We start from the raw sequence: 20201 nt of genomic DNA, 5'->3' as shown, positions 1-20201 counted from the left end.
GGGCAGCCCGCCCGGCCCCGTCGCGGAGGCCCTGCCGTGTTCCTCGTGCTGTTCCTGTCGTTCCCCGTCGTCGTCCTCGTCGCGCTGCTGGCGCTCGAGGCGCGCCTGCACCGCAACCGCAGCCTGGCCGGCTCCGCCGGGATGCCCGCGGCCTTCGACCGGCCGGAGTTCGCCGGGCGGCTCGGGGGCCGCGTGCGGTGACCCGTCCACCAGCCCCCGGACGACGCGGGGAGGGGCCGCCCCGTACCGGGACGGCTCCTCCTCGTGTGTGCGGGTGCTACTTGCGCAGGGAGAAGCGCGCGGTCTGCGTGCTCCCGTCCGCGGCGGTCACGGTGAGGACGGCGCAGCCCTCGGCAGCGGGCTTCCAGGTGAAGACGAACTGGTGGTCCTGGGCGTCGTACCGCAACACGCTGCCACCCGCGGCCGTAGCGGGGACGGGAGTGCCCTTCGGCGCGAAGCCGGTGCAGTCGACCGCTGCGGTGACCGTGATGGACCGCACCGCGCTCACGTCGGTGAGCTCCTCAGCGCCCGCGAGGACGCGGAACTTGACCGGGACGGTGCTGCCGGCCTTGGCCGAGTTGACGGCCGGGGCGGCCGCGACCGGGTTGCCCAGCGCGCTGACGGTCCAGGGCAGCACGGTGTAGTGCTGCTCCGCGACCACCGCGTTCCCCGCGACGTCGTACGCGGTGGCGACCAGGGTGTGCTCGCCGATCTCGGTGCCGTACCCGCTCACCGTGCAGGTGCCCGGGCCGGACAGGTCGTCGTGGGCCGTGCAGGTCGGGACGGCGGGGACCCGGCCCCAGTACACGCTGCCGAACTCCGAGTCGAAGGTCGCCGTCGGCGGGGTGAGGTCGACGTCGACGTCCTCGACCGTCGCGGTGGCGGCGTTCCCGGCGTGGTCGGACACCTCGCCGCGGACCATCTGGTCCGCGCCCTCCGCGAGCGTCACCCTCTCTGGGCAGGCGACGACGCCCGACCCGCCGTCGTCGGCGCAGGTGAACGACACGGTGGGTGCGGTCACGTACCAGCCCCCGACCCCGTCGGGTCCGGCCGGGACGATGGCGGCCGTGATGGTCGGGGCGGTCGTGTCGACGACCGCGTAGGACGCGGTGGCGCGGTCGGACAGCCCGTCCTCGTCGGTGAACTCGCAGGCGACGGTCACCGTCCCGAGGCCGTGCTCGTCGACGCCGGACCGGTCGATCCGCGGCGCGGCGGTCGCCCCGGGCTGCTGGTCGTCCTCGACGTCGCAGCCGGCGGTCGGCTCGTCGCCGATCTCGTAGGCCTCCTCGTCGACGCCGGTGACCGAGACCCGCGGCGCGGTGTTGCGCGGCGGCGCCGGGGCGACCGTCACGGTGAAGGCGACGGGCTCGATGTCGAATCGACCCGCCGTGGCGCCGGTGGCGGTGTACCCGGTGGCGCGGACCGTGGTGGTGCCCGCGGACAGCGGCACGACCGTCACCGGGACGGCCGTGTCGCAGTCCTCGAGCGTGACGCTGCGGGAGGCGAGGCGCGCCACCGACTCGTCGCCCGACGCCAGGGCCACGGTGATCGAGGTGTCCTTGCCCTTGAGGTTGCAGCCGTGCTCGCCGTCCTGTGCAGGCCGGACGACGAGCGAGGTGGTCCCGGCCTCGCCCCCGGCCGTGAGCGGCATCGTCTCCAGCGTCACGTCGACGGTGCCGTCGAGCGTGTTGGTGACGGTGTCGGCCAGGGCGAGGCCGCCGCCGGTGAGGACGAGTCCGGCGGTCAGGGCCGCCAGGGCCCGGGAACGCATGCCCAGACGCATCCAGTACTCCTGTGAGGTGGGCCCCCTGCGGCTCCGTGGTGGGTCGGCGGGGGAGGTGATCGCGCGGCACGCTATGGCGCCGTCCGGCTGCACGGGGTGAGTTCCGTCGTGCGCCCCGGTGCGTCCGTGACAGGAGCGACGGCCGCGACGTCCCGAGTCCGAGACGACACCGCCCGGGGCCGTGCCGGCCGCTCAGCCGCAGTTGCGCTCGCGCTCGTCGGAGCCCAGCGCCGTCGTCAGCGCCTGGGCGAAGCCGTCCCAGCGCTGGTAGGCCTCCGGGAAGCCCGAGCGCTGCACCCACTGCGCGGCGTCGGTCAGGCGCATGGTCTCCCAGCCGGGCACCCGCACGAGCCGGTCGTAGAACTGGCCGGCCGCGTAGACCGGGTCCTGCACCTGCGCCGGCGTGCCCCAGCCCTGCGAGGGCCGCTGCTGGAACAGGCCGAGGGAGTCCCGGTCGCCGTAGTCGAGGTTGCGCAGCGTGGACTCCTGCATCGCCGTGGCCAGCGCGATGACCACGGCGCGCTCGGGCAGCCCGCGCTGCTGGGCGACGGCCGCGATCGTCTGGGCGTTGGTCCACTGCTCGGCGGACAGCGTCACCGACGTCGAGGGGACGGTGCAGATCCCGGTCGCCGCCGGCGCGGGCGGCTCGGACCGGTCGGCCTTCCACGCCAGGGCGAACACCACGACGATCCCGATCACGTAGGCGGGCCACCACGTGCGCAGGGCGGCCGGGCCGCCGCGGCGGGGGGTCCGGCCGGCGGGACGCCGGGCGGGGGTGCGCTTCGGGGCGGGCCGGCTGCCGGAGGGGCGCTTCGCGGCCGGGCGCCGGGTACCGGGCGCCGGCCGGCGGGGCGGGGCCGTCCGTGCGCTGGTCATCGCCCCCGACTGTAGGTGCGCTCCCCGGCCGGACCCCGGACGTCGCGGTGCGGACGGGTGTCGTGGGACGGGCGTGATCGCTACCGTGACGGCCGCCTCACGCCGTCCTCCCGCCCCGCGCACCTCCTGGAGCCCGCATGCCCGACGTGCTGCTGCCCGGCGTCTCCGCCACCCGCGTGCCCACCGCGCGGCTCACCCAGAACGTGTTGCACCCCGAGGGCACCGACCCGGCCGGCCCCGGCGAGGCGGTGCTCCTCGTGCACGGCAACGTCAGCTCCGCGCTGTTCTGGCAGCAGACGCTGCTGGCGGTGCACGGCACCGGGCGGCACCGGGTGCTCGCCGTCGACCTGCGCGGCTACGGCGACACCGACCCGCTGCCGGTCGACGCGCGCCGCGGGGTCGGCGACTGGGCCGACGACCTCGGCGCGCTGCTGGACGCGCTGGGCCTGGACCGGGTCCACCTGGTCGGCTGGAGCATGGGCGCGGCCGTCGTCCTGCAGCACCTGCTCGACGCGCCGCAGCGGGTGGCCTCGGTGACCCTGGTCGCGCCGGTCTCGCCGTACGGCTTCGGCGGCACCACGGGTCCCGAGGGACGGCGGCTGGCCGACGACGGCGCGGGCTCCGGCGGGGGACTGGCCAACCCGGAGTTCGTGGCGGCACTCGCGGCGGGCGACACCTCCGACGCGACGCCGTCCGCACCGCGGTCGGTGCTGCGCGCCTTCTACGTGGCGCCGGGCTCGCTGCCGCTGGACCCGGCGCTGGAGGACGTCTTCGTCGCCGCGATGCTGTCCACCCGCACCGGGGAGGACCACTACCCGGGCGACGCCGTGCCGAGCGACGCTTGGCCGGGGACCGCGCCGGGGACGCGCGGGGTGCTCAACACCATGGCGCCCACGGTGTTCGACGTGTCCGGCGTCGTCGACCTGGCCGACAAGCCGCCGGTGCTGTGGATCCGCGGCGACGCCGACGCGATCGTCTCCGACACCTCGGTGTTCGACCTGGCGTACCTCGGGCAGCTCGGCGCGGTGCCGGGCTGGCCGGGCGCGGAGGTCTGCCCGCCGCAGCCGACGGTCACCCAGACCCGCGCGGTGCTCGACCGCTACGCCGCGGCCGGCGGCGCCTACCGCGAGGTGGTCCTGCCCGGGGTCGGGCACTCGCCGCACGTCGAGCGGCCGCAGGAGTTCGTCGTCGCGCTGCTCGAGCACCTCGACGTCCCCGCCGAGGAGCCCGCCGGCCTCACCTGAGGCGCACCTCCGCGGGCGTGCACCGGGCACGTCCGCGGAGGTGCCCGCACTCAGTCGTTGGCGTGCAGGGCGGCGTTGAGGGCGCCCCACTGGCCCGACCGCGGCAGCGCCTCCAGCGCACCGGAGACGCTGTTGCGGCGGAACAGCAGCCCGTCGCGGCCGGACAGCTCGCGGCCCTTGACGACCGTCCCGTCGGGCAGGGTGATCCGCGAGCCGGCGGTGACGTAGCAGCCGGCCTCGACGACGCAGTCGTCGCCGAGGGAGATGCCGATGCCGGAGTTGGCGCCGAGCAGGCAGCCGGTGCCGATGGAGACGACCTCCTTGCCGCCCCCGGACAGCGTCCCCATGATCGACGCGCTGCCGCCGATGTCGCTGTCGGCGCCGACGACGACGCCCGCGCTGATCCGGCCCTCGACCATCGAGGGGCCGAGCGTGCCGGCGTTGTAGTTGACGAAGCCCTCGTGCATGACCGTCGTCCCCTCGGCCAGGTGCGCGCCGAGCCGCACCCGGTCGGCGTCGGCGACCCGCACGCCGGCGGGGACCACGTAGTCGACCATCCGCGGGAACTTGTCCACCGACAGCACGGTCACGTGCCCGTGCGCCGCCCGCAGGGTCGCGCGGCGGGCGGGGGTCAGCTCGGTGGCCAGCACCGGGCCGGCGCTGGTCCAGGCCACGTTGGCCAGCAGGCCGAAGACGCCGTCCAGGTTGACGCCGTGCGGGCGGACCAGGCGGTGCGAGAGCAGGTGCAGCCGCAGGTAGACGTCGTGGGCGTCGGCCGGCGGCGCGTCGAGGTCGGGGACGACCGTCCGGACGCCGACCACCTCCACGCCGCGGGCGTCGTCGGTGCGCACCAGCCCGGAGAACTCGTGCCCGAGCTCGCCCCCGAGCTCCAGGGTGCCGAGCTGGTGGGTCCCGGCCGGCCCGTCGCCGCCGCCGAGCGCGGGGGAGGGGTACCAGGTGTCCAGGACGGTGCCGGAGGCGGTGATGGTCGCGAGGCCGGCGGCGACGGCGGAGCGTGGAGCGGTCACGGTCCCGACGCTACCCAGCGACGCCGCACCGCCCGCCCGTAGGCTCGGGCACCGTGACCGGCGCGCTCGACCTGGACCTGTCCGCCGACGTCCTCACCCTCACCCGGGCGCTGGTCGACACCCCGTCGGTCTCCGGTGACGAGCGGGTGCTCGCCGACGCCGTCGAGGCCGCGCTGCGGGAGCTCGGCGGGCTGGAGGTCGAGCGGGTCGGCGACACCGTGCTCGCCCGCACCACGCTCGGCCGCGACACCCGCATCGTGCTGGCCGGTCACCTGGACACCGTGCCGATCGCGGACAACGTGCCGAGCCGGGTCGAGGACGGGCGGCTGCACGGCTGCGGCACCAGCGACATGAAGTCCGGCGACGCCGTCATGCTGCGGCTGGCCGGCCGGTTCGGCGTCCCGGGGGCGGAGCCCGCGCACGACGTCACGTTCGTCTTCTACGACAACGAGGAGGTCGAGTCCGCGAAGAGCGGCCTCGGCCGGGTGGCCCGCGAGCGGCGCGGCTGGCTCTATGGCGACCTCGCCGTCCTCCTGGAGCCCACCGACGGCGAGATCGAGGCGGGCTGCCAGGGCACGCTGCGGGCGGTGCTGGAGGTGACCGGCCGCCGGGCGCACTCGGCGCGCAGCTGGCTCGGCGTGAACGCGATCCACGGCGCCGCCGGGATCCTCGGCACGCTGGCGGCCTACGAGGCGCGGCAGGTCGAGATCGACGGCTGCACCTACCGCGAGGGGCTCAACGCCGTCCGGGTGGAGGGCGGGGTCGCGGGCAACGTCGTGCCGGACGAGTGCCGGGTGACGGTCAACTTCCGCTACGCCCCCGACCGGGACGAGGACGCCGCGGAGGCGCACGTCCGCGAGGTGTTCGCCGACGCGCTGGCCGCCGGCGCCACCCTGACCGTCGTCGACAACGCCGGCGGCGCGCTGCCCGGGCTGACCGAGCCCGCCGCCGCGGCCTTCGTCGCCGCCGTCGGCCGGCCGGCGCGGGCCAAGCTCGGCTGGACCGACGTCGCCCGGTTCGCCGCCCTGGGCATCCCGGCGGTCAACTACGGGCCGGGGGACCCCCAGCTCGCGCACACCCGCGAGGAGTCCGTGCTCGTGGACCGGCTGCAGCCGGCCGAGGACGCCCTGACCGCCTACCTGTCCGGAGGCAGCGCATGACGACCGTCCCCCCGCCCGACGGCGCGCGGAGGCCGCGCCCGACCCGTCACCGGGGCCCGATCACGCTGCGCGGGGGCGAGCCGGACCCGCAGACGGTCGGGACGACGACCGACCAGCGGCTGCTCGACCGCCGCGGACCGACCGACTGGGTGCACACCGACCCGTGGCGCGTGCTGCGCATCCAGAGCGAGTTCGTCGAGGGCTTCGGCCTGCTCGCCGAGCTGCCGCGGGCGGTCAGCGTGTTCGGCAGCGCCCGCACCAGGCCCGACCACCCGCACTACGCGGCCGGCGTGGAGATCGGCGCGGCGCTGGCGCGGGCGGGCTACGCGGTCATCACCGGCGGCGGGCCGGGCGCGATGGAGGCGGCCAACCGCGGCGCGTCGGAGGCCGGCGGGCTGTCGGTGGGCCTGGGCATCGAGCTGCCGTTCGAGCAGGAGCTCAACGAGTGGGTCGACCTCGGCATCAGTTTCCGCTACTTCTTCGTGCGGAAGACGATGTTCGTGAAGTACGCGCAGGCCTTCGTCATCCTCCCCGGCGGCTTCGGCACCCTCGACGAGCTGTTCGAGGCGCTGACGCTGGTGCAGACCCGCAAGGTCACCCGCTTCCCGGTCGTGCTGTTCGGCAGCGCGTACTGGTCGGGGCTGGTCGACTGGATCCGCGGCACGCTGGTCGAGGCGGGCACCATCAACGCCGGCGACCTGGACCTGTTCACCGTCACCGACGACGTCGACGAGGTGCTCGCGCTGATCCGCGAGGCGGAGACCGCCCGGCAGAACGGGGACGGCGGCGGGGGCATGCGGGCGCCGCTGGCCCCGCCGGTCGAGCCGGTCGAGGGCTGAGGCGGCCGTGCTGTCCCTGCTGGTCGGGATCGCCGCGGTCGCCGTCGTGGGGGCGCTGCTGTTCCTCGGCGGGTCGCTGCTGCTCGGCCGCGGGGAGACCCAGCCGCCGGCCGAGCTGGACCGCTCGCCGGTCGAGCTGCCCGACGACCGGCCGGTGACCGGCGAGGACGTGCGCGGGCTGCAGGTGTCGGTGGCGGTACGCGGCTACCGGATGAGCGAGGTCGACTGGCTGCTCGAGCAGCTCGCCCTGGCGCTGGACGAGCGCGACGAGACGATCGCGGCGCTGCGCGCGGTGCCGGCGCCGCGGGCCGCCGACGCCGACACCGACCCCGACCTCCCGCTGCCGGACCGCGACGGGCCGGGCGGGGCGCCGACCGGGGACGGGGTGCGCCGGGATGGGTGAGGTGGTCCTGCCGGTCCGCGTGGAGGCGTCGCCCGAGCAGGTGTGGGCGGCGCTGACCGACTGGCGCGCGCAGGGGCGGTGGATGCCGGCGACCGACGTCGAGGTGGTCACCGACGCGGTGGAGGGCGTCGGCGTGCGGCTGGCCGCGCGCACCGGCGTCCCGCTGCCGTGGCGGCGCGGCCGGCACCTCGGCGTGCTCGACACGATGGTGGTCACCGAGTGGGACCCGCCGCGGCGGGTGGTCGTCCAGCACACCGGCCGGATCGTGCGCGGGCCGGGCATCTTCGAGCTGACGCCCGCCGGGGGCGGCACCGACCTGGTCCTGACCGAACGGTGGTACCCGCCGTTCGGGCTGCTCGGCCGGGCCGGCTGGCCGCTGGCGCGCCCGTTCGTCGTCGTGGGCTTCCGGGTCGCGCTGCGCCGGTTCGCCCGCTTCGCCCGCGCCTATGCCGGCTGAGCGGCCGCCCGGACGGCGTCGCGGCTGACGTACCAGCGCCGCCACAGCAGCGCCGCCGTCAGCACGGTGACCACCGTGCCGCCGTCGTACACGAGCCGCGCGCCCTCCTCGGCGCCCACGGTGCCCGCGGGCGGGTGCGCGTAGAGGACCTTGGCCAGGACGTCGTGCGCGGCCGCGCCGCCGGCCAGCGCCAGCGCGCGCACGGCCACCGGCCGGCGGTGCGGCGCCGCGTCGACGGCGAGCACCGCGGCGGTGGCGAGGTGGCCGCTGGCCAGCACGTGCAGCCAGACCAGCGCGGCCAGGCCCGGCCGGTGCGCCACGGCGGTGTGCAGCCCGGTGCCGTAGAGCAGCCACAGCCCGGCGGCGTTGACCGGGACGGCGACGAGCGGGTCGGCGAGCCACCGGGCGGGGGCGGTGCGCAGCAGCCGGGACAGCCGACGCGCGGCCGGCGGCGGCAGGGCGCGCAGCGCGAGGGTGACCGGGGCGGCGAGCACGAGCAGCAGCGGGGCGACCATGCCCACCAGCAGGTGCGCGGCCATGTGCGCGTGCAGGTCCGTGTGGGCGGTGCCCGGCCCGGCGACCCCCACCGCCGCGGCGGCCAGCCCGGCGAGCCACGCGGCGGTGCGGGCGAGCGGCCACGGACGGCGGCAGCGCCAGGTCGCGGCGACGTAGGCGGCGGCCGCGGCGAGCAGCAGTGCGAGGACGGCGGTCACGTGCGCGGGACGGGGCGTCCCCGCGCGCGCAGGAGCAGCAGCACCCCGGCGGCCAGCAGCGCCACGCCGGGCAGCACCCACGCGACGTCGTAGCCGGTGAGGTCGACGCCGTAGCGCACCTGGTGCAGCCGCAGCAGCTTGTGGTGCACCAGGCCGTCCCACACCTGGAAGGCGCCGGCGCCGGTGAGCACCGCGCCCCACCACAGGACGGCGGCGAACGGGCCGCGGCGGCGGGCGTCGGCCAGCAGCGCCAGGCCCGCGACCGCGGCGGAGAACGTGCCGGCGTGCAGCAGCCCGTCGGAGACCAGGCCGGCCGCGCCGCTCGCCCGGTCGTAGAAGTGGTGCCAGTGCAGCAGCTGGTGGAAGACGATCTCGTCCACCGCGCCCGCGGTGCCGGCGCCGAGCAGCAGGCCGGAGACCAGCAGCCGGCGCCGGGGCGCCGGCCGGGGGAGTTCGTCGGGCACGGGGCCCTCCCGTCGTCGGGTGTCCCCGGGCGCTGCCCGGCCGGCACGGCCGGGAAACGGCGCCGCGTCGGCGGTGCGGGTCAGCCGCGCGAGACCGCCAGCCGCGCGCCGAAGGCCAGCAGCGCGCAGCCGGTGAACGCGTCGAGGGCCCGCCGGACCGGGCGGCGTGCCAGCACCCGTCGCGCCCGGGACACCCCGGCCACCAGCAGGAGCAGCCAGACCAGCCCGACCGCGGCGTGGGTGAGCGCGTAGGCCAGCAGCACCGGCACCGCGGTGCCCGGCGCGAGGAACTGCGGCAGGACGGCGAGGTAGAAGGCGAGCACCTTCGGGTTGGTCACGTTGCTGAGGAAGCCCTGCCGCAGGCCGGTGAGCGCGGCCCGGCCGGCGTCGGGCCCGCCGTCGCCGAGGTCGGGGTACCGGCCGCGCACCGCCGACCGGAACGCCTGGACGGCGAGGAACGTCAGGTAGGCGACCCCGGCCCAGCGGATCGCCTGGAACAGCGGCTCCACGCGCACGACCAGCGCGGCCAGGCCGGTCGCGGCGGCCGCTCCCTGCAGGACGTTGGAGACGGTGATGCCGACCGCGCTCCACGAGCCGCGTACCCGGCCGCCGCCGAGGGTGTTGCGCAGGACGACGGCGACGTCGGGCCCCGGCACCAGCACGAGCACGACGGCGAGGACGACGAAGGTCCCGTATCCCGACCGGTCCACGCCGTCGACGGTACCCATCGGGCCGCCCCGGGCAGGTGGGTCCCGCGGGGTGCGGGGGTCAGTCCCGCGCGGGCACCGGCGCCCCCGGGCCCAGGCGCTCCACCTCCGGACCCGGGGCGCCGAGGGCCGCCCCGCGCCGGGCGCGGGCGCGGCGCTCCAGGCGGGCGCGCAGCCCGTCGAGGAACAGCGCCAGCCCCTCCTCGAACCGCTCCTCGTCGCCGCCGGCCGTGGGGACCGCGGCGGTGAGGGTGGGGAAGCGGCCCGGGTCGTCGGGCGACCCGCCCGCCGGCTCGCCCGCCGGCCGGTCGAGCGCCGTCTGCGTCTCCAGCGCGTCCCCGAGGACGAACGAGCCCAGCGCGGTCACCACGCGCACCGCCTCGCCCGGCTCCAGCCCCGCCTCCACCAGGACGCGCAGCGTGCGCTCGATGCCGGGCAGCGCCACCTCGGTCGGCCGGTTGCCCGCCACCACCTGGACGCTGTCGCGGTGGGCGAGCAGCAGCGCCCGCCGGACCCGGCTCGCCTCCGCCAGCCACTCCCAGACCGGCTCGCCCGGCCGCGGCGCCCGCGTGCTCTCCGGCACCTCCGCCATGACGGAGTCGGCCACCAGGTCCAGCAGGTGCCGCTTGTCCTTGACGTGCCAGTAGAGCGTCGGCGCGCTCACGCCCAGCCGCGCGGCCACCCCGCGGAGGGTCAGGCCCGCCAGGCCCTCGTCGTCGAGCACCTCGACGGCGGCGCGGACGACGTCGTCCCTCGAGATCGGCACCTTGACACTCTAACGGTGTTCGAGGACGCTCCGGGGGTGACTCTAACGGCGTTAGGGACCCCGTCGGGGGAGGCCGCTGCCGACCGTCCGCCCGCGGTCGAGGCCGCCGGCCTGGTGAAGACGTTCGACGAGGTCGAGGCCGTGCGCGGCATCGACCTGACGGTGCGCGGGGGCGAGCTGTTCGGCTTCCTCGGCCCGAACGGTGCGGGCAAGTCCACCACCATCAAGATCCTTTGTACGCTGCTGCGACCCACCGCCGGCACCGCGCGGGTGGCCGGCTTCGACGTCGTCCGCGACCGCACCGAGGTGCGCCGGCACATCGGCCTGGTGTTCCAGGAGACCACCCTCGACGACCACCTGACCGCCGAGCAGAACCTGCGCTTCCACGCCGACATCTACGGGATGCCGAGGGCCGAGGTCGGGCCGCGGATCGACGTCGTCCTCGAGATGGTCGGCCTGACCGACCGCCGCGGCTCCTTCGTGCGCACCTTCTCCGGCGGCATGAAGCGCCGGCTGGAGATCGCCCGCGGCCTGCTGCACTCGCCGCGCGTGCTGTTCCTCGACGAGCCGACCATCGGGCTGGACCCGGAGTCGCGGGCGTCGCTGTGGCGCTACGTCGACCGGCTGCGCGCCGAGGAGGACATCACCGTCTTCCTCACCACGCACTACATGGACGAGGCCGAGCGCTGCGACCGCATCGCGATCGTCGACGCCGGACGGATCGGTGCGCTGGACACGCCCTCGGCGCTCAAGGCCAGCGTCGGCCACGACCGGGTGCGGGTCACGACCACCGACGACGACGCCGCCGAGGCGCTCGTGCGCGAGCGACTGGGCGTGGAGACGGAGCGGGAGGGCGGGGCGCTCGTCGTCCTCACCCCCGACGGCGAGCAGTTCGTGCCACGGCTGTTCGAGCTCGGCCTCACGGTGCGCTCGGTGAGCGTGTCCCGGCCGACGCTGGACGACGTGTTCCTGGCCTACACCGGCGCGCGCATGGCCGACCGCCAGGCGGCGGCCGGCCGCAACCCGATGGTGGCGGCCGTGTTCCGGGGAGGCCGGCGATGACCGCGACCACCGCTCCCGTCCGGCTGGCCGGCCGGGGCCTGCGGCACGAGCTGCGCGCGGTGAAGGTGGTCTGGCATCGCGACATCCTGCGGTTCCGCACCGACCGCGGCCGGATCCTGTCGTCGTTCGCCCAGCCGCTGCTGTTCCTGTTCGTGCTGGGCGAGGGCCTGGGCGCCACGCTCCCGGTCGACACCTTCGGCGACGCCGACTACTCGACGTTCCTGTTCCCCGGCGTGCTGGCCACCTCGGTCATGTTCACCGCCGTCTTCTCGGCGATCTCGATCGTCTGGGACCGGGAGCTCGGCTTCCTGCGGGAGATGCTCGTCGCGCCGGTCAGCCGGACCAGCATCGTGCTGGGCAAGGCGCTGGGCGGGGCGACGGTGGCGACGCTGCAGTCGGTCGTGCTGCTGGCGCTCGCCGGGCTGGTCGGCGTCCCGTACGCGCCGCTCATGATCGTCGGGACGATCGCGCTGCTGTTCCTCGTCGCGTTCTCGATCACCGCGCTGGGCCTGGTGATCGCGGTCCGGGTCGACCAGATCCAGACCGTCATGCCCCGGGTGCAGCTGCTGCTCGCCCCGCTGATGTTCCTGTCCGGCGCGTTCTTCCCGGTCAGCGGCGCGCTGCCGGGGTGGCTGCACGCCCTCGCGCTGGCCAACCCGATCACCTACGGCGTCGACGCCGTGCGGCGGCTGGTCCTGCACTACGTCGACCCGGCTGCGGCCGACGCCGTCGCGCTGCACTGGGGCGGCTGGCCGGTGCCGGTCTGGCTCGACGTCGTCATCGTGGGCGGGGTGGGCGCGGCGCTGCTCGCGGTCGCCGCCTGGCTGTTCAGCCGCCCCGAGTAGCGGTCGTCAGGTGCGCCGGCGGGCGGCCACGAACGCCATGGCCTCCTCGGCGAGGGCCAGATCGGACTCGGGGGTGCCGTGGTCGAGCGCGACCCACTCGCGCATCGGGGTGCCGTTGGCCGCGGCGAAGGGCAGCCCGGTGCCGGCGGTGACCAGGCCCTCCACCCGGTGACGCGGCAGCTTCAGCACCAGGGCGCCGCCGACGACCATCGCGAAGATCGACCCGTCGACGGTGAGCGCGGCCGAGCCGAAGCCCCGGCCGCCGCCCGCGCCGGGCGGGCCGACGCCGGGCCGGGTGGCGAGGGCCTCCACCAGGAGGTCGAAGCGCCGGCCGGGGTCCACGACGAGGAGTCCAACGCCGGTCACCGGGGATGCGCAACGGGAACGGGTGCCGGATCGGTGAGGATGTCGCGGTGAGTCGTCGCGGATGGGCGCTGTTCCTGGCCATGTCGGTCATCTGGGGAGTGCCCTACCTGCTGATCAAGGTGGCGGTCGAGGAGACGTCGCCGGTCGTGGTCGTCTTCGCCCGGTGCGCGATCGGGGCGGCGCTGCTGCTGCCGTGGACGCTGGCCCGCGGGCAGATCCGGCCGGCGCTGCGGCACTGGCGGGCGCTGCTGGTGTTCACGGTCCTGGAGATGACCGGGCCGTGGCTGCTGCTGTCCTACGCCGAGGTGTCGCTGTCGAGCTCGCTGACCGGGCTGCTGGTGGCCTCGGTGCCGTTCGTCGCCGCGCTGGCCGCGCGGCTGCTCGGTGGCGAGGAGCGGCTGACGCCGGTGCGGCTCGCGGGCATGGGGCTGGGTGTCGTCGGCATCGCCGCGCTGCTCGGTCTCGACGTGGAGGGCATCGCGCTGCTGCCGGTGCTCGCCGTCGTGCTGGTCGTCATCGGCTACGGCACCGCGCCGCTGGTGGCCAGTCGCTCGCTGGCCGACGTCCCCGGTGTGGCGGTCAGCGCGATCGCGCTGACGATCACCGCGCTGGTGTACGCGCCGTTCGCGCTGCCGCGGGTCGGGGAGGTGGCCGACGCATCGGTGTCCGCGCTGGCGTCGCTCATCGCGCTCGGCGTGGTGTGCACGGCGGTGGCGCTGGTGCTCTTCTTCGCGCTCATCCGCGAGGTCGGGCCGCAGCGGGCGCTGGTGATCACGTTCGTGAACCCGGCGGTGGCCGTCGTGGTCGGCGTCCTGCTGCTGGGGGAGCCGTTCACCCTGGGCCTCGCCGTCGGGCTGCCGCTGGTGCTCGTCGGTTGCGTGCTCGCCACCCGGCGCAACGCCCCCGCGCCCGCTCCCGTCGCAGTGGACGCCGCGGTCCCCTGAGGCCCGCGGGTCCCGGCCGGGCGGACGGTCGCCCGCGGAGGCGGTCGCAGGGACGCGAGGTCGTACGACCTGCCCGGGCGGGCGACAGGGCTGCCGCGCCACGAGCGCTTGGATCCGGTCCTGCGGATCACGTGCCCGCTCCCCGTGTCCCTGAAGGCGGCCTGTGGGACACCCTCGGGGCCTGGCCCGTCCTCGAGGACAGGACCGCGACAGGCGGGGCCATCGCCGCGTCCTGCTCCTCCGGCCGGCAAGCATGTGGGAGCGTGCAGGCCGTGAGCGACTGGCCATTCGCCGAGCCGCCCGACCTCGGGGTGATCACGACTCGACAAGTCCTGGACGGCGCTCCCGTACGGCTGGTGTCCCACGACGAGGACGACGGCGGCTGGCAGTTCCTCTGCGGAACGACGAGCGACCCTGCCGATGGTCGCATCGTCCACCTCTCGCACGTCGTCAACGACCGCCCACAGCTGGCAGCCATGGCCGACCTACCGCTCGGGTGGGTCGCTGCATGGTGCGAAGAGCACGGCGCATGGCATCGCCGGCCCGCGGAGGACGACGCGGAGGACTGACCGGCTGTCCCACAGTGGGCCGCTTGGGGACACCGGTCCCGGCTCAGTGCGGAGCGATGCTTCGGCCCTTGCTCCTGACCGTCGAGCTCTTCCACTCCAGGACGCGCGGAGGTCGGACCCGTCACGGTCACCGATTCGATACGTCTTCGACGCGAGGGCCGGGCGGGGTGGTCGATAACCGGAACGACCACGTAACGCATCGGGCGCCGAGTGCGCCCGTTCTTGAGGAGCGACTGTGCCCCTTGTCCGTCGAGTTGGCGCCATCGTGCTTGCGCTCGCCGCCGTCGTCATCTGGTTCGCGATGGCACCTGACGAGTCCAGCGATCGATCCTCGGACATCGCGAGTGCGCTGGCCAGTTATGAGCTCAACGAGGCGCGCACTGAGGGTGCGCCACAGCAGCAGGTGGTCAACGGGTGGGTGGCGAAGGACCTGCTGACCGTCATCGCCGAGCAGCAGAACGACTCCGTGACCGACGAGCGGCTCCCTGCGCTTGCCGTGCTGGTCGTCCTGGGACTGGCTCTGCACATCGCGACGTCCACGCGGCCCACCACGGCGGATGGGGTGGCCTCTGCACCGGCAGTGAACCCCAGCTCTGAGCCAACTCCTGCTTTGTGAGCGCATTGATGGTGGCAGCGGACGCCTCAGCACATGTCCCCAACGTTCCTGATCACCGCCGGTCCAGGGCGATGTCCCTAGGTGGGCCGCATGAGGACACGACTTCGCTCTCGGACGCTCCGCCCGGGTCAGCCCATGCATGGCATCGGCTCAGGCCTACGTCCTGGGCGAGTCCAGTCAGCCGCGCTCTTGAGCGAGGCGCGGCCATCGCCTACCGGCAACCAGCGCAAGCACCCCGAACAGCAGCGGCGGCAGCAGCAATTCTGGAACATCTGTCCCCATCGCACCCTCCGCGCTGCCGCCCGGATTCGCATCGGCTTGCTGTGCACTGATGACAACGAAGGCGGCGCACGTTGTGGCGGCCAGCATCGCGAGCAGTGCAGAGGCTGTGGACCACTGTTTCCGCTGGGTCAACACGACCGGGACGACGACGAAGGCCAGGCCCATCACGGCCAACGGCACGAGCAGCAGGGCTACATGACCCGCCGCGCTGAGCGCTGACATGGACGCATGGTGGCACGCCGGTCGACTGGTCGCCGCGCTTGATCGCCAAGCCCCGTCGTGCCCCTGAATGGGCCGCTACGGGACACCAGGCCTGCTCGCCAGGAGGGCGGCTTCGAAGCAGTGGCTTCGGCGCCCACGTATGCCGACCTGAAGCGCTCCTCCCAGGAGTGATGTGGCCGCCCGCGATGAGGCGTGCGCCGCGGTGCCGGGCCGGATGTGAGCCGACCGAGCACCTCGCACAGAGGGATGCACCGAGATGTCGGGCTGCCCCGAGAAGCGCTACCCGTCCCAAGTGGCAGCACTGCTGGCTCTACGGGCGATCCAGAAGCGGAGTCCGGAAGCCGAGCGCAAGCGGCCGACGGGCGTTCACCTCTGTTCCCGGTGTCGCAGGCAGTGGCACCTGACCTCGAGGTCGGCGTCCCAGTCCCCGCCGTGGCATGAGGCGCGCTCGCCGAGCTCGGGTGTCCCGTAGTGGGCCCCTCCGGGACAGCCGGCTGACTGGTCTCGGGGCGGTCTCAGAGCACCAGGCGTCGTCTCGCTACGGGTGACGCACCTCGCCCGGGAAGCGACCCGAGGAAGCGCCGCTCACGTCCTGTCCGGTTCGTGGCGCATGTAGGACCACCAGTGGGTCCCGTCTTCGAATACTCGGGATGTGGTCATCGGTCGATGGACGGCGCGGAAGTCGGTGAAAACAGACTGGGGGTAGTCCGCAATGACGTTGCTCTCGGCCAGGGACACGAGATCGCGTTCCAAGTCGGATGGTGGGCGTTCGTATGCGAAGCGAGCCACGATGGTCTTGTCGACCAGGCCGACCGAGACCTAGCGCAGAGCCGGCGTCACCATGTCCCAGAGTGACCGACTGACCGACATTGAGACATCGCGCCAGTCCTCAGGGTCTTCGGCCACGACAGCGAAGGCCATCGACCGCACCTGGCCTCGTCCCTGCAGCGCATGACCCTGGGTGAGCCGCTCAGGGACACCGGCAGCAGCGAAGGCTCGCGTGATCCCAGGACGGCCCCCGGTCCCGCATGTGACCGGAGCCGAGCTCAGGCGGCGGGGGCGCGCAGTGGCGGCCGGACGGTGATCTCGGTGCCGTCCGGTCGGTAGGTGCGCCATCGGCCGGTCGGTTGTCGTTCGACGCGGAAGCCGTGGTGGACCTGGGTGTGGTGCCGTTCGCAGAGGAGAGCCGCGTTCTCCAGGGAGGTGTCGCCGCCGTCGATCCAGTGGACGAGGTGGTGGACGTCGCACCACCAGGTCGGGGCGCCGCAGCCGGCGAACACGCAGCCGCCGTCGCGGAGTTCGGCGGCGCGGCGGATGTGCCGGCTCATCAGCCGCTGCTCCCGGCCGAGGTCGAGGGGTGCGCCGTCGGGGCCGAACACCACCCGGGAGACGGCGCCGTCGCAGGCCAGCCAGCGAGCGCGGGCGGCGGAGATGGTGGCGCCGAAGCCCATCCGCCCGGCGTTCGGGCCGCCGTGCGGGTCGACCAGGTCCTCGACATCGATCACGACGGCGATCTGCGGCTTGCGCCCGCGCAACTGCGGCAGCGTCCCGGCGGCGAGCACGTTGTCGGCGACCTGCACCAGCGCATCCCCCAGCCGCTGGGCGCGGGTGCGCTCGTCGCTGGCCGGCCGGTCGGCCTGCACGTGCGCCTCGAGCGCAGCCTGGACCTTCTCCCCGCCGACCGCGTCCAGATGGCCGCGGAAGGACAGCGACCCGTCGGCGTGCCGGGACAGCGTCAGCGACCGGCCCTCGGTGGGATCCGGCTCGGGCCCGTCGGGGTCCAGGTCGGTGCAGTAGTGCTGCACCACCTGCACCAGGTCGGCGTGCGCGCGCTCGATCGCCACGCCGGTGAGGACCGCGTCGATCACGGCCAGGTCCACGCCCTGCTCGAGAGCCGAGGCCAGCCGCTCGGGGGTCACGGCGCGGGCGGCGACGGCGACCTGCTCGGCCGACACCAATCCCGCCTCGTGGGCCTCGGCCAGCGCCGGCAGGTGCTCCAGGGCGCGGCCGTTGCGCACCAGCCGCGACGCCTCCGCGGTGGACAGCCGGCAGTGCCCGCGCAGCCAGGAGGCCATCGACCTCAGCCCGTCCCGCTCCGGCGCCTGCTCCAGCTCGGCGGCACGCACCGCGCGGGTCAGCCGGGCGTCGATCCGGTTGCGTTCGGCGACCAGCGCGGCGACGTCGTCGAGGACGTCACCGCCACCCAGCTCACTCGAACACATGTACGAAGGCTAGCCGATCACGGAGCCATCTACACGACGAATCCCCAGGTCAGCGGGCCGTCCACAGATCCCCGACCGCCGTTGCCCAGCCGGTCCGGACGGCGGTAGGACCTGTCCATGACGACCGACCTGTCGGACGGCGGCACTAGCGTCGCCGGCGTGGAGCCCGTGCCGACCACCGACCGCGTGCGCTGCGCCTGGGGTGACAGCGCCCCCGAGTACGTCGCCTACCACGACGAGGAGTGGGGCACCCCGCTGCACGGCGACGACGCGCTGTTCGAGCGGCTCTGCCTCGAGGCGTTCCAGTCCGGCCTGTCCTGGATCACCATCCTGCGCAAGCGCCCCGCCTTCCGGGCCGCATTCGCCGGCTTCTCCATCGACGCCGTCGCCGCCTTCACCGCCGACGACGAGGCCCGCCTGATGGCCGACGCCGGCATCGTCCGCAACCGCGCCAAGATCGCCGCCGCCGTCCGCAACGCCCGCGCCGCGCAGGAGCTCCCCGAAGGCCTGTCGGCGCTGCTGTGGTCGTTCGCGCCGACGGGGGAGCGCCCGCGGCCGGCCACGCTCGCCGACGTCCCGGCCACCAGTCCGGAGTCCACCGCGATGGCCAAGGAGCTCAAGCGGCGGGGGTTCGTCTTCGTCGGGCCGACCACCGCCTACGCGCTCATGCAGGCCACCGGCATGGTCGACGACCACGTCGCGACGTGCTTCCGCGCCACCCGGGAGGGGGCTCCGGTTGGTTCCGCGGCGGTCATACGGGATCATGGGTAGCGGAGCTCACTGCACGAGACACAGCCACACCGCAGCCGCACAGGAGCGACGGGTGGCCGGCGAAGGAGGCACGCATGGCGGCCATGAAGCCGCGCACGGGTGAAGGTCCCCTGGAGGTCACCAAGGAGGGGCGCGGCCTGGTCATGCGGGTGCCGCTCGAGGGCGGCGGCCGGCTGGTCGTCGAACTGTCCCCCGACGAGGCCGCAGCGCTCTCCGAGGCGCTGAAGGGCGCGACCAGCTGAACGTCCCCGCGAGCTCGCCCTCGGGCAGCACCGCGCAGGACGACGCGGCCCCGGCCGCCGGCAGCACGCCGGCGACCGGGGCCGCACCCTTGCCGCGGGTCGAACTGGTGGCCCGCCTGCCGCGCCTCACCGGGGACGACGTCCTCGCCGTCCCGGTCGGGTCCGGCGGCACGCTGCCGGCGTGGCTGACCTCGCCCGCCCCCGGCACCGCCCCGCCGGTCCCGGCCGACCTGCTCGCCGGCGCGCTCCAGGACACCGGCAACACCGGCCGGCGTGGCGCGATCACCAACCTGCCCGTCCCCGGCCGCACCCCGCGCAGCGTCGTCGCCGTCGGCCTGGGCGACGGGACGCTGCCGCACCTGCGCGGCTACGTCGCCACCGCGGTGCGCCGCGCGCAGACCCTCGCCGAGCACGGCGCCACCCGGCTGGTCCTGCCCCTCGACGCCGCCACCGCCCCCGCCGGGGCCGACGAGGTCCGCGCCGCCGTCGAGGCCGCGCTGCTGGCCGGCTACCGGTTCCGCGAGACGTCGAAGCCGCACCCGCGCCGGCTGGCCACCGTCACCGTGGTCGCCGCCGACGCCGACGACCCCGCCGTCGTCGCCGCCGCCCGCGCCGGGGAGGTCACCGGGTCCGCCGTCGTCTGGGCCCGCGACCTGGTCAACACCCCGAGCAACACGAAGGACCCCGCCTGGCTGGCCGGGCAGGCCGTCGAGCGGCTCTCCGGCCTGCCGCACGTGACCGTCACCGTGCTCGGCCCCGAGGAACTGGCCGCGGGCGGATTCGGCGGCGTGCTCGCCGTCGGCGGCGGCTCGGCGTCCCCGCCGCGGGTCGTCGTCGCCGCGTACGCGCCGCCCGGCGCCGGCCCCGACCGGCCGGTGCTCGTCGGCAAGGGCATCACGTTCGACACCGGCGGCCTGCAGGTCAAGCGCGGCCCCGGGATGCGCGAGATGAAGACCGACATGGCCGGGGGAGCGGCGGTGCTCGCTGCGGTCGACGCCGCCGCCCGCCTGGAGCTGCCGGTCGCGGTCACCGCAGTCGTCCCGGCCGCGGAGAACGCGGTGTCCGGGTCGGCCTACCGCCCGGCCGACGTCGTCCGGCACGTCGGCGGGCGCACCACCGAGGTGAGGAACACCGATGCCGAGGGCCGGATGGTGCTCGCCGACGGCCTCGCCCACGCCCGGCTGCACCTGGGCGCCACCGCGCTGGTCGACGTCGCCACGCTCACCGGCGCGATGCGGACCGCGCTCGGCGCCCGCACGGCCGGGCTGTACGCCACCACCGACGGGCTGGCCGGCGCGCTGTCCACCGCCGCGCTGCACGCCGGCGAGCGGGTCTGGCGGATGCCGCTGGCCGAGGAGTACGCCGACCTGCTCGACAGCGACGTCGCCGACGCGAACAACGCCCCCGGCAACCCGGGCGGCACCACGGCCGCGCTGTTCCTGCGCCCGTTCGCCGGCGACCTGCCGTGGGCGCACCTCGACATCGCGGGCCCGGCCCGGGCCGGCTCCGACGACGCCGAGGTGGTCAAGGGCGGCACCGGGTTCGGCGCCCGCACGCTGCTGCGCTGGCTGGAGGCCGGCGCCCCGCTCGACCCGCCCCCGACCGTGACGGACTGAGGAG

24 protein-coding genes are annotated in these 20201 nt (G+C 75.1%); 14 read left to right on the top strand and 10 right to left on the bottom strand.

Translation table 11 applies throughout. The annotated features are described in order from the left end of the window. Positions 1-36: 36 nt before the first annotated feature. Positions 37-201, top strand: a complete 165-nt coding sequence (locus ACI79B_RS01135; protein ID WP_456926270.1) for a hypothetical protein — start codon at positions 37-39, stop codon at positions 199-201. 76 nt (positions 202-277) lie between these two features. Here ACI79B_RS01135 and ACI79B_RS01130 read toward each other — a convergent pair whose 3' ends face one another. Next, on the bottom strand, positions 278-1783 hold the full coding sequence (locus tag ACI79B_RS01130; protein ID WP_456926269.1) for a PxKF domain-containing protein: 1506 nt from the start codon (positions 1781-1783) through the stop codon (positions 278-280). A gap of 192 nt (positions 1784-1975) precedes the next feature. Continuing rightward, a complete protein-coding gene (locus tag ACI79B_RS01125) occupies positions 1976-2659 on the bottom strand; it encodes a hypothetical protein (protein ID WP_456926268.1) in 684 nt (227 codons plus the stop codon). 137 nt (positions 2660-2796) lie between these two features. Between ACI79B_RS01125 and ACI79B_RS01120 the strand changes: the two genes are divergently transcribed. Continuing rightward, positions 2797-3903 (top strand): alpha/beta fold hydrolase, encoded by a 1107-nt coding sequence (locus ACI79B_RS01120; RefSeq protein WP_456926267.1) that lies wholly within the window; start codon positions 2797-2799, stop codon positions 3901-3903. A gap of 50 nt (positions 3904-3953) precedes the next feature. Here the strand turns inward: ACI79B_RS01120 and dapD are convergent, their stop codons facing one another. Further along, positions 3954-4931, bottom strand: a complete 978-nt coding sequence (gene dapD / locus ACI79B_RS01115; RefSeq protein WP_456926266.1) for a 2,3,4,5-tetrahydropyridine-2,6-dicarboxylate N-succinyltransferase — start codon at positions 4929-4931, stop codon at positions 3954-3956. 53 nt (positions 4932-4984) lie between these two features. Between dapD and dapE the strand changes: the two genes are divergently transcribed. Genes dapE through ACI79B_RS01095 form a run of 4 tightly spaced genes read left to right on the top strand, consistent with a single transcriptional unit; the run spans position 4985 to position 7790 of the window. Continuing rightward, positions 4985-6091 carry a succinyl-diaminopimelate desuccinylase gene (gene dapE / locus ACI79B_RS01110; protein ID WP_456926265.1) on the top strand — a complete coding sequence of 369 codons (1107 nt, stop codon included), beginning with the start codon at positions 4985-4987 and terminating at the stop codon, positions 6089-6091. Further along, the gene (locus ACI79B_RS01105) at positions 6088-6930 is read left to right on the top strand and encodes an LOG family protein (protein WP_456926264.1); all 843 of its coding nucleotides are present in this window, start codon (positions 6088-6090) and stop codon (positions 6928-6930) included. Before dapE ends, ACI79B_RS01105 begins: the two co-directional genes overlap by 4 nt. A gap of 7 nt (positions 6931-6937) precedes the next feature. After that, complete coding sequence (locus tag ACI79B_RS01100) at positions 6938-7333, top strand: DivIVA domain-containing protein (RefSeq protein ID WP_456926263.1); 396 nt, start codon at positions 6938-6940, stop codon at positions 7331-7333. Further along, entirely contained in the window at positions 7326-7790 is a 465-nt protein-coding gene (locus ACI79B_RS01095; RefSeq protein WP_456926262.1) for an SRPBCC family protein, read from the top strand. The genes ACI79B_RS01100 and ACI79B_RS01095 overlap by 8 nt, the downstream gene beginning before the upstream one ends. Here ACI79B_RS01095 and ACI79B_RS01090 read toward each other — a convergent pair. The 4 genes from ACI79B_RS01090 to ACI79B_RS01075 all read right to left on the bottom strand — a co-directional run bounded on the left by ACI79B_RS01090 (position 7778) and on the right by ACI79B_RS01075 (position 10440). Beyond that, complete coding sequence (locus ACI79B_RS01090) at positions 7778-8503, bottom strand: cytochrome c oxidase assembly protein (protein WP_456926261.1); 726 nt, start codon at positions 8501-8503, stop codon at positions 7778-7780. The genes ACI79B_RS01095 and ACI79B_RS01090 overlap by 13 nt on opposite strands. Continuing rightward, positions 8500-8967 (bottom strand): DUF2243 domain-containing protein, encoded by a 468-nt coding sequence (locus ACI79B_RS01085; protein WP_456926260.1) that lies wholly within the window; start codon positions 8965-8967, stop codon positions 8500-8502. Before ACI79B_RS01085 ends, ACI79B_RS01090 begins: the two co-directional genes overlap by 4 nt. Before the next feature lie 80 nt (positions 8968-9047). Next, positions 9048-9677 (bottom strand): LysE family translocator, encoded by a 630-nt coding sequence (locus ACI79B_RS01080; RefSeq protein WP_456926259.1) that lies wholly within the window; start codon positions 9675-9677, stop codon positions 9048-9050. Between the two features lie 58 nt (positions 9678-9735). Then, positions 9736-10440 (bottom strand): TetR/AcrR family transcriptional regulator C-terminal domain-containing protein, encoded by a 705-nt coding sequence (locus ACI79B_RS01075; RefSeq protein ID WP_456926258.1) that lies wholly within the window; start codon positions 10438-10440, stop codon positions 9736-9738. Positions 10441-10554: 114 nt separating this feature from the next. On the opposite strand from ACI79B_RS01075, the gene ACI79B_RS01070 reads away from it, so the two are divergent. Together ACI79B_RS01070 and ACI79B_RS01065 are read left to right on the top strand one after the other, a co-directional pair. After that, positions 10555-11502, top strand: coding sequence for an ATP-binding cassette domain-containing protein (locus ACI79B_RS01070; protein ID WP_456926257.1), 948 nt, complete (start codon positions 10555-10557; stop codon positions 11500-11502). Beyond that, positions 11499-12347: an ABC transporter permease gene (locus ACI79B_RS01065; protein WP_456926256.1), complete on the top strand. Its 849-nt coding sequence runs from the start codon at positions 11499-11501 to the stop codon at positions 12345-12347. The genes ACI79B_RS01070 and ACI79B_RS01065 overlap by 4 nt, the downstream gene beginning before the upstream one ends. Before the next feature lie 6 nt (positions 12348-12353). On the opposite strand, the gene ACI79B_RS01060 is transcribed toward ACI79B_RS01065, so the two are convergent. Then, a complete protein-coding gene (locus ACI79B_RS01060; protein WP_456926255.1) occupies positions 12354-12713 on the bottom strand; it encodes a hypothetical protein in 360 nt (119 codons plus the stop codon). Between the two features lie 47 nt (positions 12714-12760). Here ACI79B_RS01060 and ACI79B_RS01055 point away from each other — a divergent pair, with 47 nt between their 5' ends. From ACI79B_RS01055 to ACI79B_RS01045, 3 genes are all read left to right on the top strand, one after another. After that, entirely contained in the window at positions 12761-13657 is an 897-nt protein-coding gene (locus ACI79B_RS01055) for a DMT family transporter (protein ID WP_456926254.1), read from the top strand. Positions 13658-13929: 272 nt separating this feature from the next. Next, positions 13930-14226: a hypothetical protein gene (locus ACI79B_RS01050; RefSeq protein WP_456926253.1), complete on the top strand. Its 297-nt coding sequence runs from the start codon at positions 13930-13932 to the stop codon at positions 14224-14226. 265 nt (positions 14227-14491) lie between these two features. After that, positions 14492-14842, top strand: coding sequence for a hypothetical protein (locus ACI79B_RS01045; RefSeq protein ID WP_456926252.1), 351 nt, complete (start codon positions 14492-14494; stop codon positions 14840-14842). A gap of 177 nt (positions 14843-15019) precedes the next feature. On the opposite strand, the gene ACI79B_RS01040 is transcribed toward ACI79B_RS01045, so the two are convergent. Both ACI79B_RS01040 and ACI79B_RS01035 read right to left on the bottom strand, forming a co-directional pair. After that, a complete protein-coding gene (locus ACI79B_RS01040) occupies positions 15020-15346 on the bottom strand; it encodes a hypothetical protein (protein WP_456926250.1) in 327 nt (108 codons plus the stop codon). A 1046-nt stretch (positions 15347-16392) separates the two neighbouring features. Then, positions 16393-17568: a DUF222 domain-containing protein gene (locus ACI79B_RS01035; RefSeq protein WP_456926249.1), complete on the bottom strand. Its 1176-nt coding sequence runs from the start codon at positions 17566-17568 to the stop codon at positions 16393-16395. Positions 17569-17685: 117 nt separating this feature from the next. On the opposite strand from ACI79B_RS01035, the gene ACI79B_RS01030 reads away from it, so the two are divergent. From ACI79B_RS01030 to ACI79B_RS01020, 3 genes are all read left to right on the top strand, one after another. Next, positions 17686-18339 carry a DNA-3-methyladenine glycosylase I gene (locus ACI79B_RS01030; protein WP_456926248.1) on the top strand — a complete coding sequence of 218 codons (654 nt, stop codon included), beginning with the start codon at positions 17686-17688 and terminating at the stop codon, positions 18337-18339. A gap of 74 nt (positions 18340-18413) precedes the next feature. Next, positions 18414-18581 (top strand): DUF3117 domain-containing protein, encoded by a 168-nt coding sequence (locus ACI79B_RS01025; protein WP_012947303.1) that lies wholly within the window; start codon positions 18414-18416, stop codon positions 18579-18581. Positions 18582-18688: 107 nt separating this feature from the next. Further along, positions 18689-20197: a leucyl aminopeptidase family protein gene (locus tag ACI79B_RS01020; RefSeq protein WP_456926247.1), complete on the top strand. Its 1509-nt coding sequence runs from the start codon at positions 18689-18691 to the stop codon at positions 20195-20197. Positions 20198-20201 lie beyond the last annotated feature (4 nt).

Source organism: Geodermatophilus sp. SYSU D00879, from assembly GCF_054050375.1.
Note: the sequence above shows the minus strand (reverse complement) of the source record. Positions and strands in the feature narration are given on the sequence as shown.

Coding starts and splice junctions, on each gene's coding strand:
- ACI79B_RS01095 (WP_456926262.1), top strand. CDS start 7,326: ATGGGTGAGGTGGTCCTGCCGGTCCGCGTGGAGGCGTCGCCCGAGCAG.
- ACI79B_RS01030 (WP_456926248.1), top strand. CDS start 17,686: ATGACGACCGACCTGTCGGACGGCGGCACTAGCGTCGCCGGCGTGGAG.
- ACI79B_RS01065 (WP_456926256.1), top strand. CDS start 11,499: ATGACCGCGACCACCGCTCCCGTCCGGCTGGCCGGCCGGGGCCTGCGG.
- ACI79B_RS01125 (WP_456926268.1), bottom strand. CDS start 2,659: ATGACCAGCGCACGGACGGCCCCGCCCCGCCGGCCGGCGCCCGGTACC.
- ACI79B_RS01105 (WP_456926264.1), top strand. CDS start 6,088: ATGACGACCGTCCCCCCGCCCGACGGCGCGCGGAGGCCGCGCCCGACC.
- ACI79B_RS01040 (WP_456926250.1), bottom strand. CDS start 15,346: ATGTCAGCGCTCAGCGCGGCGGGTCATGTAGCCCTGCTGCTCGTGCCG.
- ACI79B_RS01130 (WP_456926269.1), bottom strand. CDS start 1,783: ATGCGTCTGGGCATGCGTTCCCGGGCCCTGGCGGCCCTGACCGCCGGA.
- ACI79B_RS01120 (WP_456926267.1), top strand. CDS start 2,797: ATGCCCGACGTGCTGCTGCCCGGCGTCTCCGCCACCCGCGTGCCCACC.
- ACI79B_RS01025 (WP_012947303.1), top strand. CDS start 18,414: ATGGCGGCCATGAAGCCGCGCACGGGTGAAGGTCCCCTGGAGGTCACC.
- ACI79B_RS01035 (WP_456926249.1), bottom strand. CDS start 17,568: ATGTGTTCGAGTGAGCTGGGTGGCGGTGACGTCCTCGACGACGTCGCC.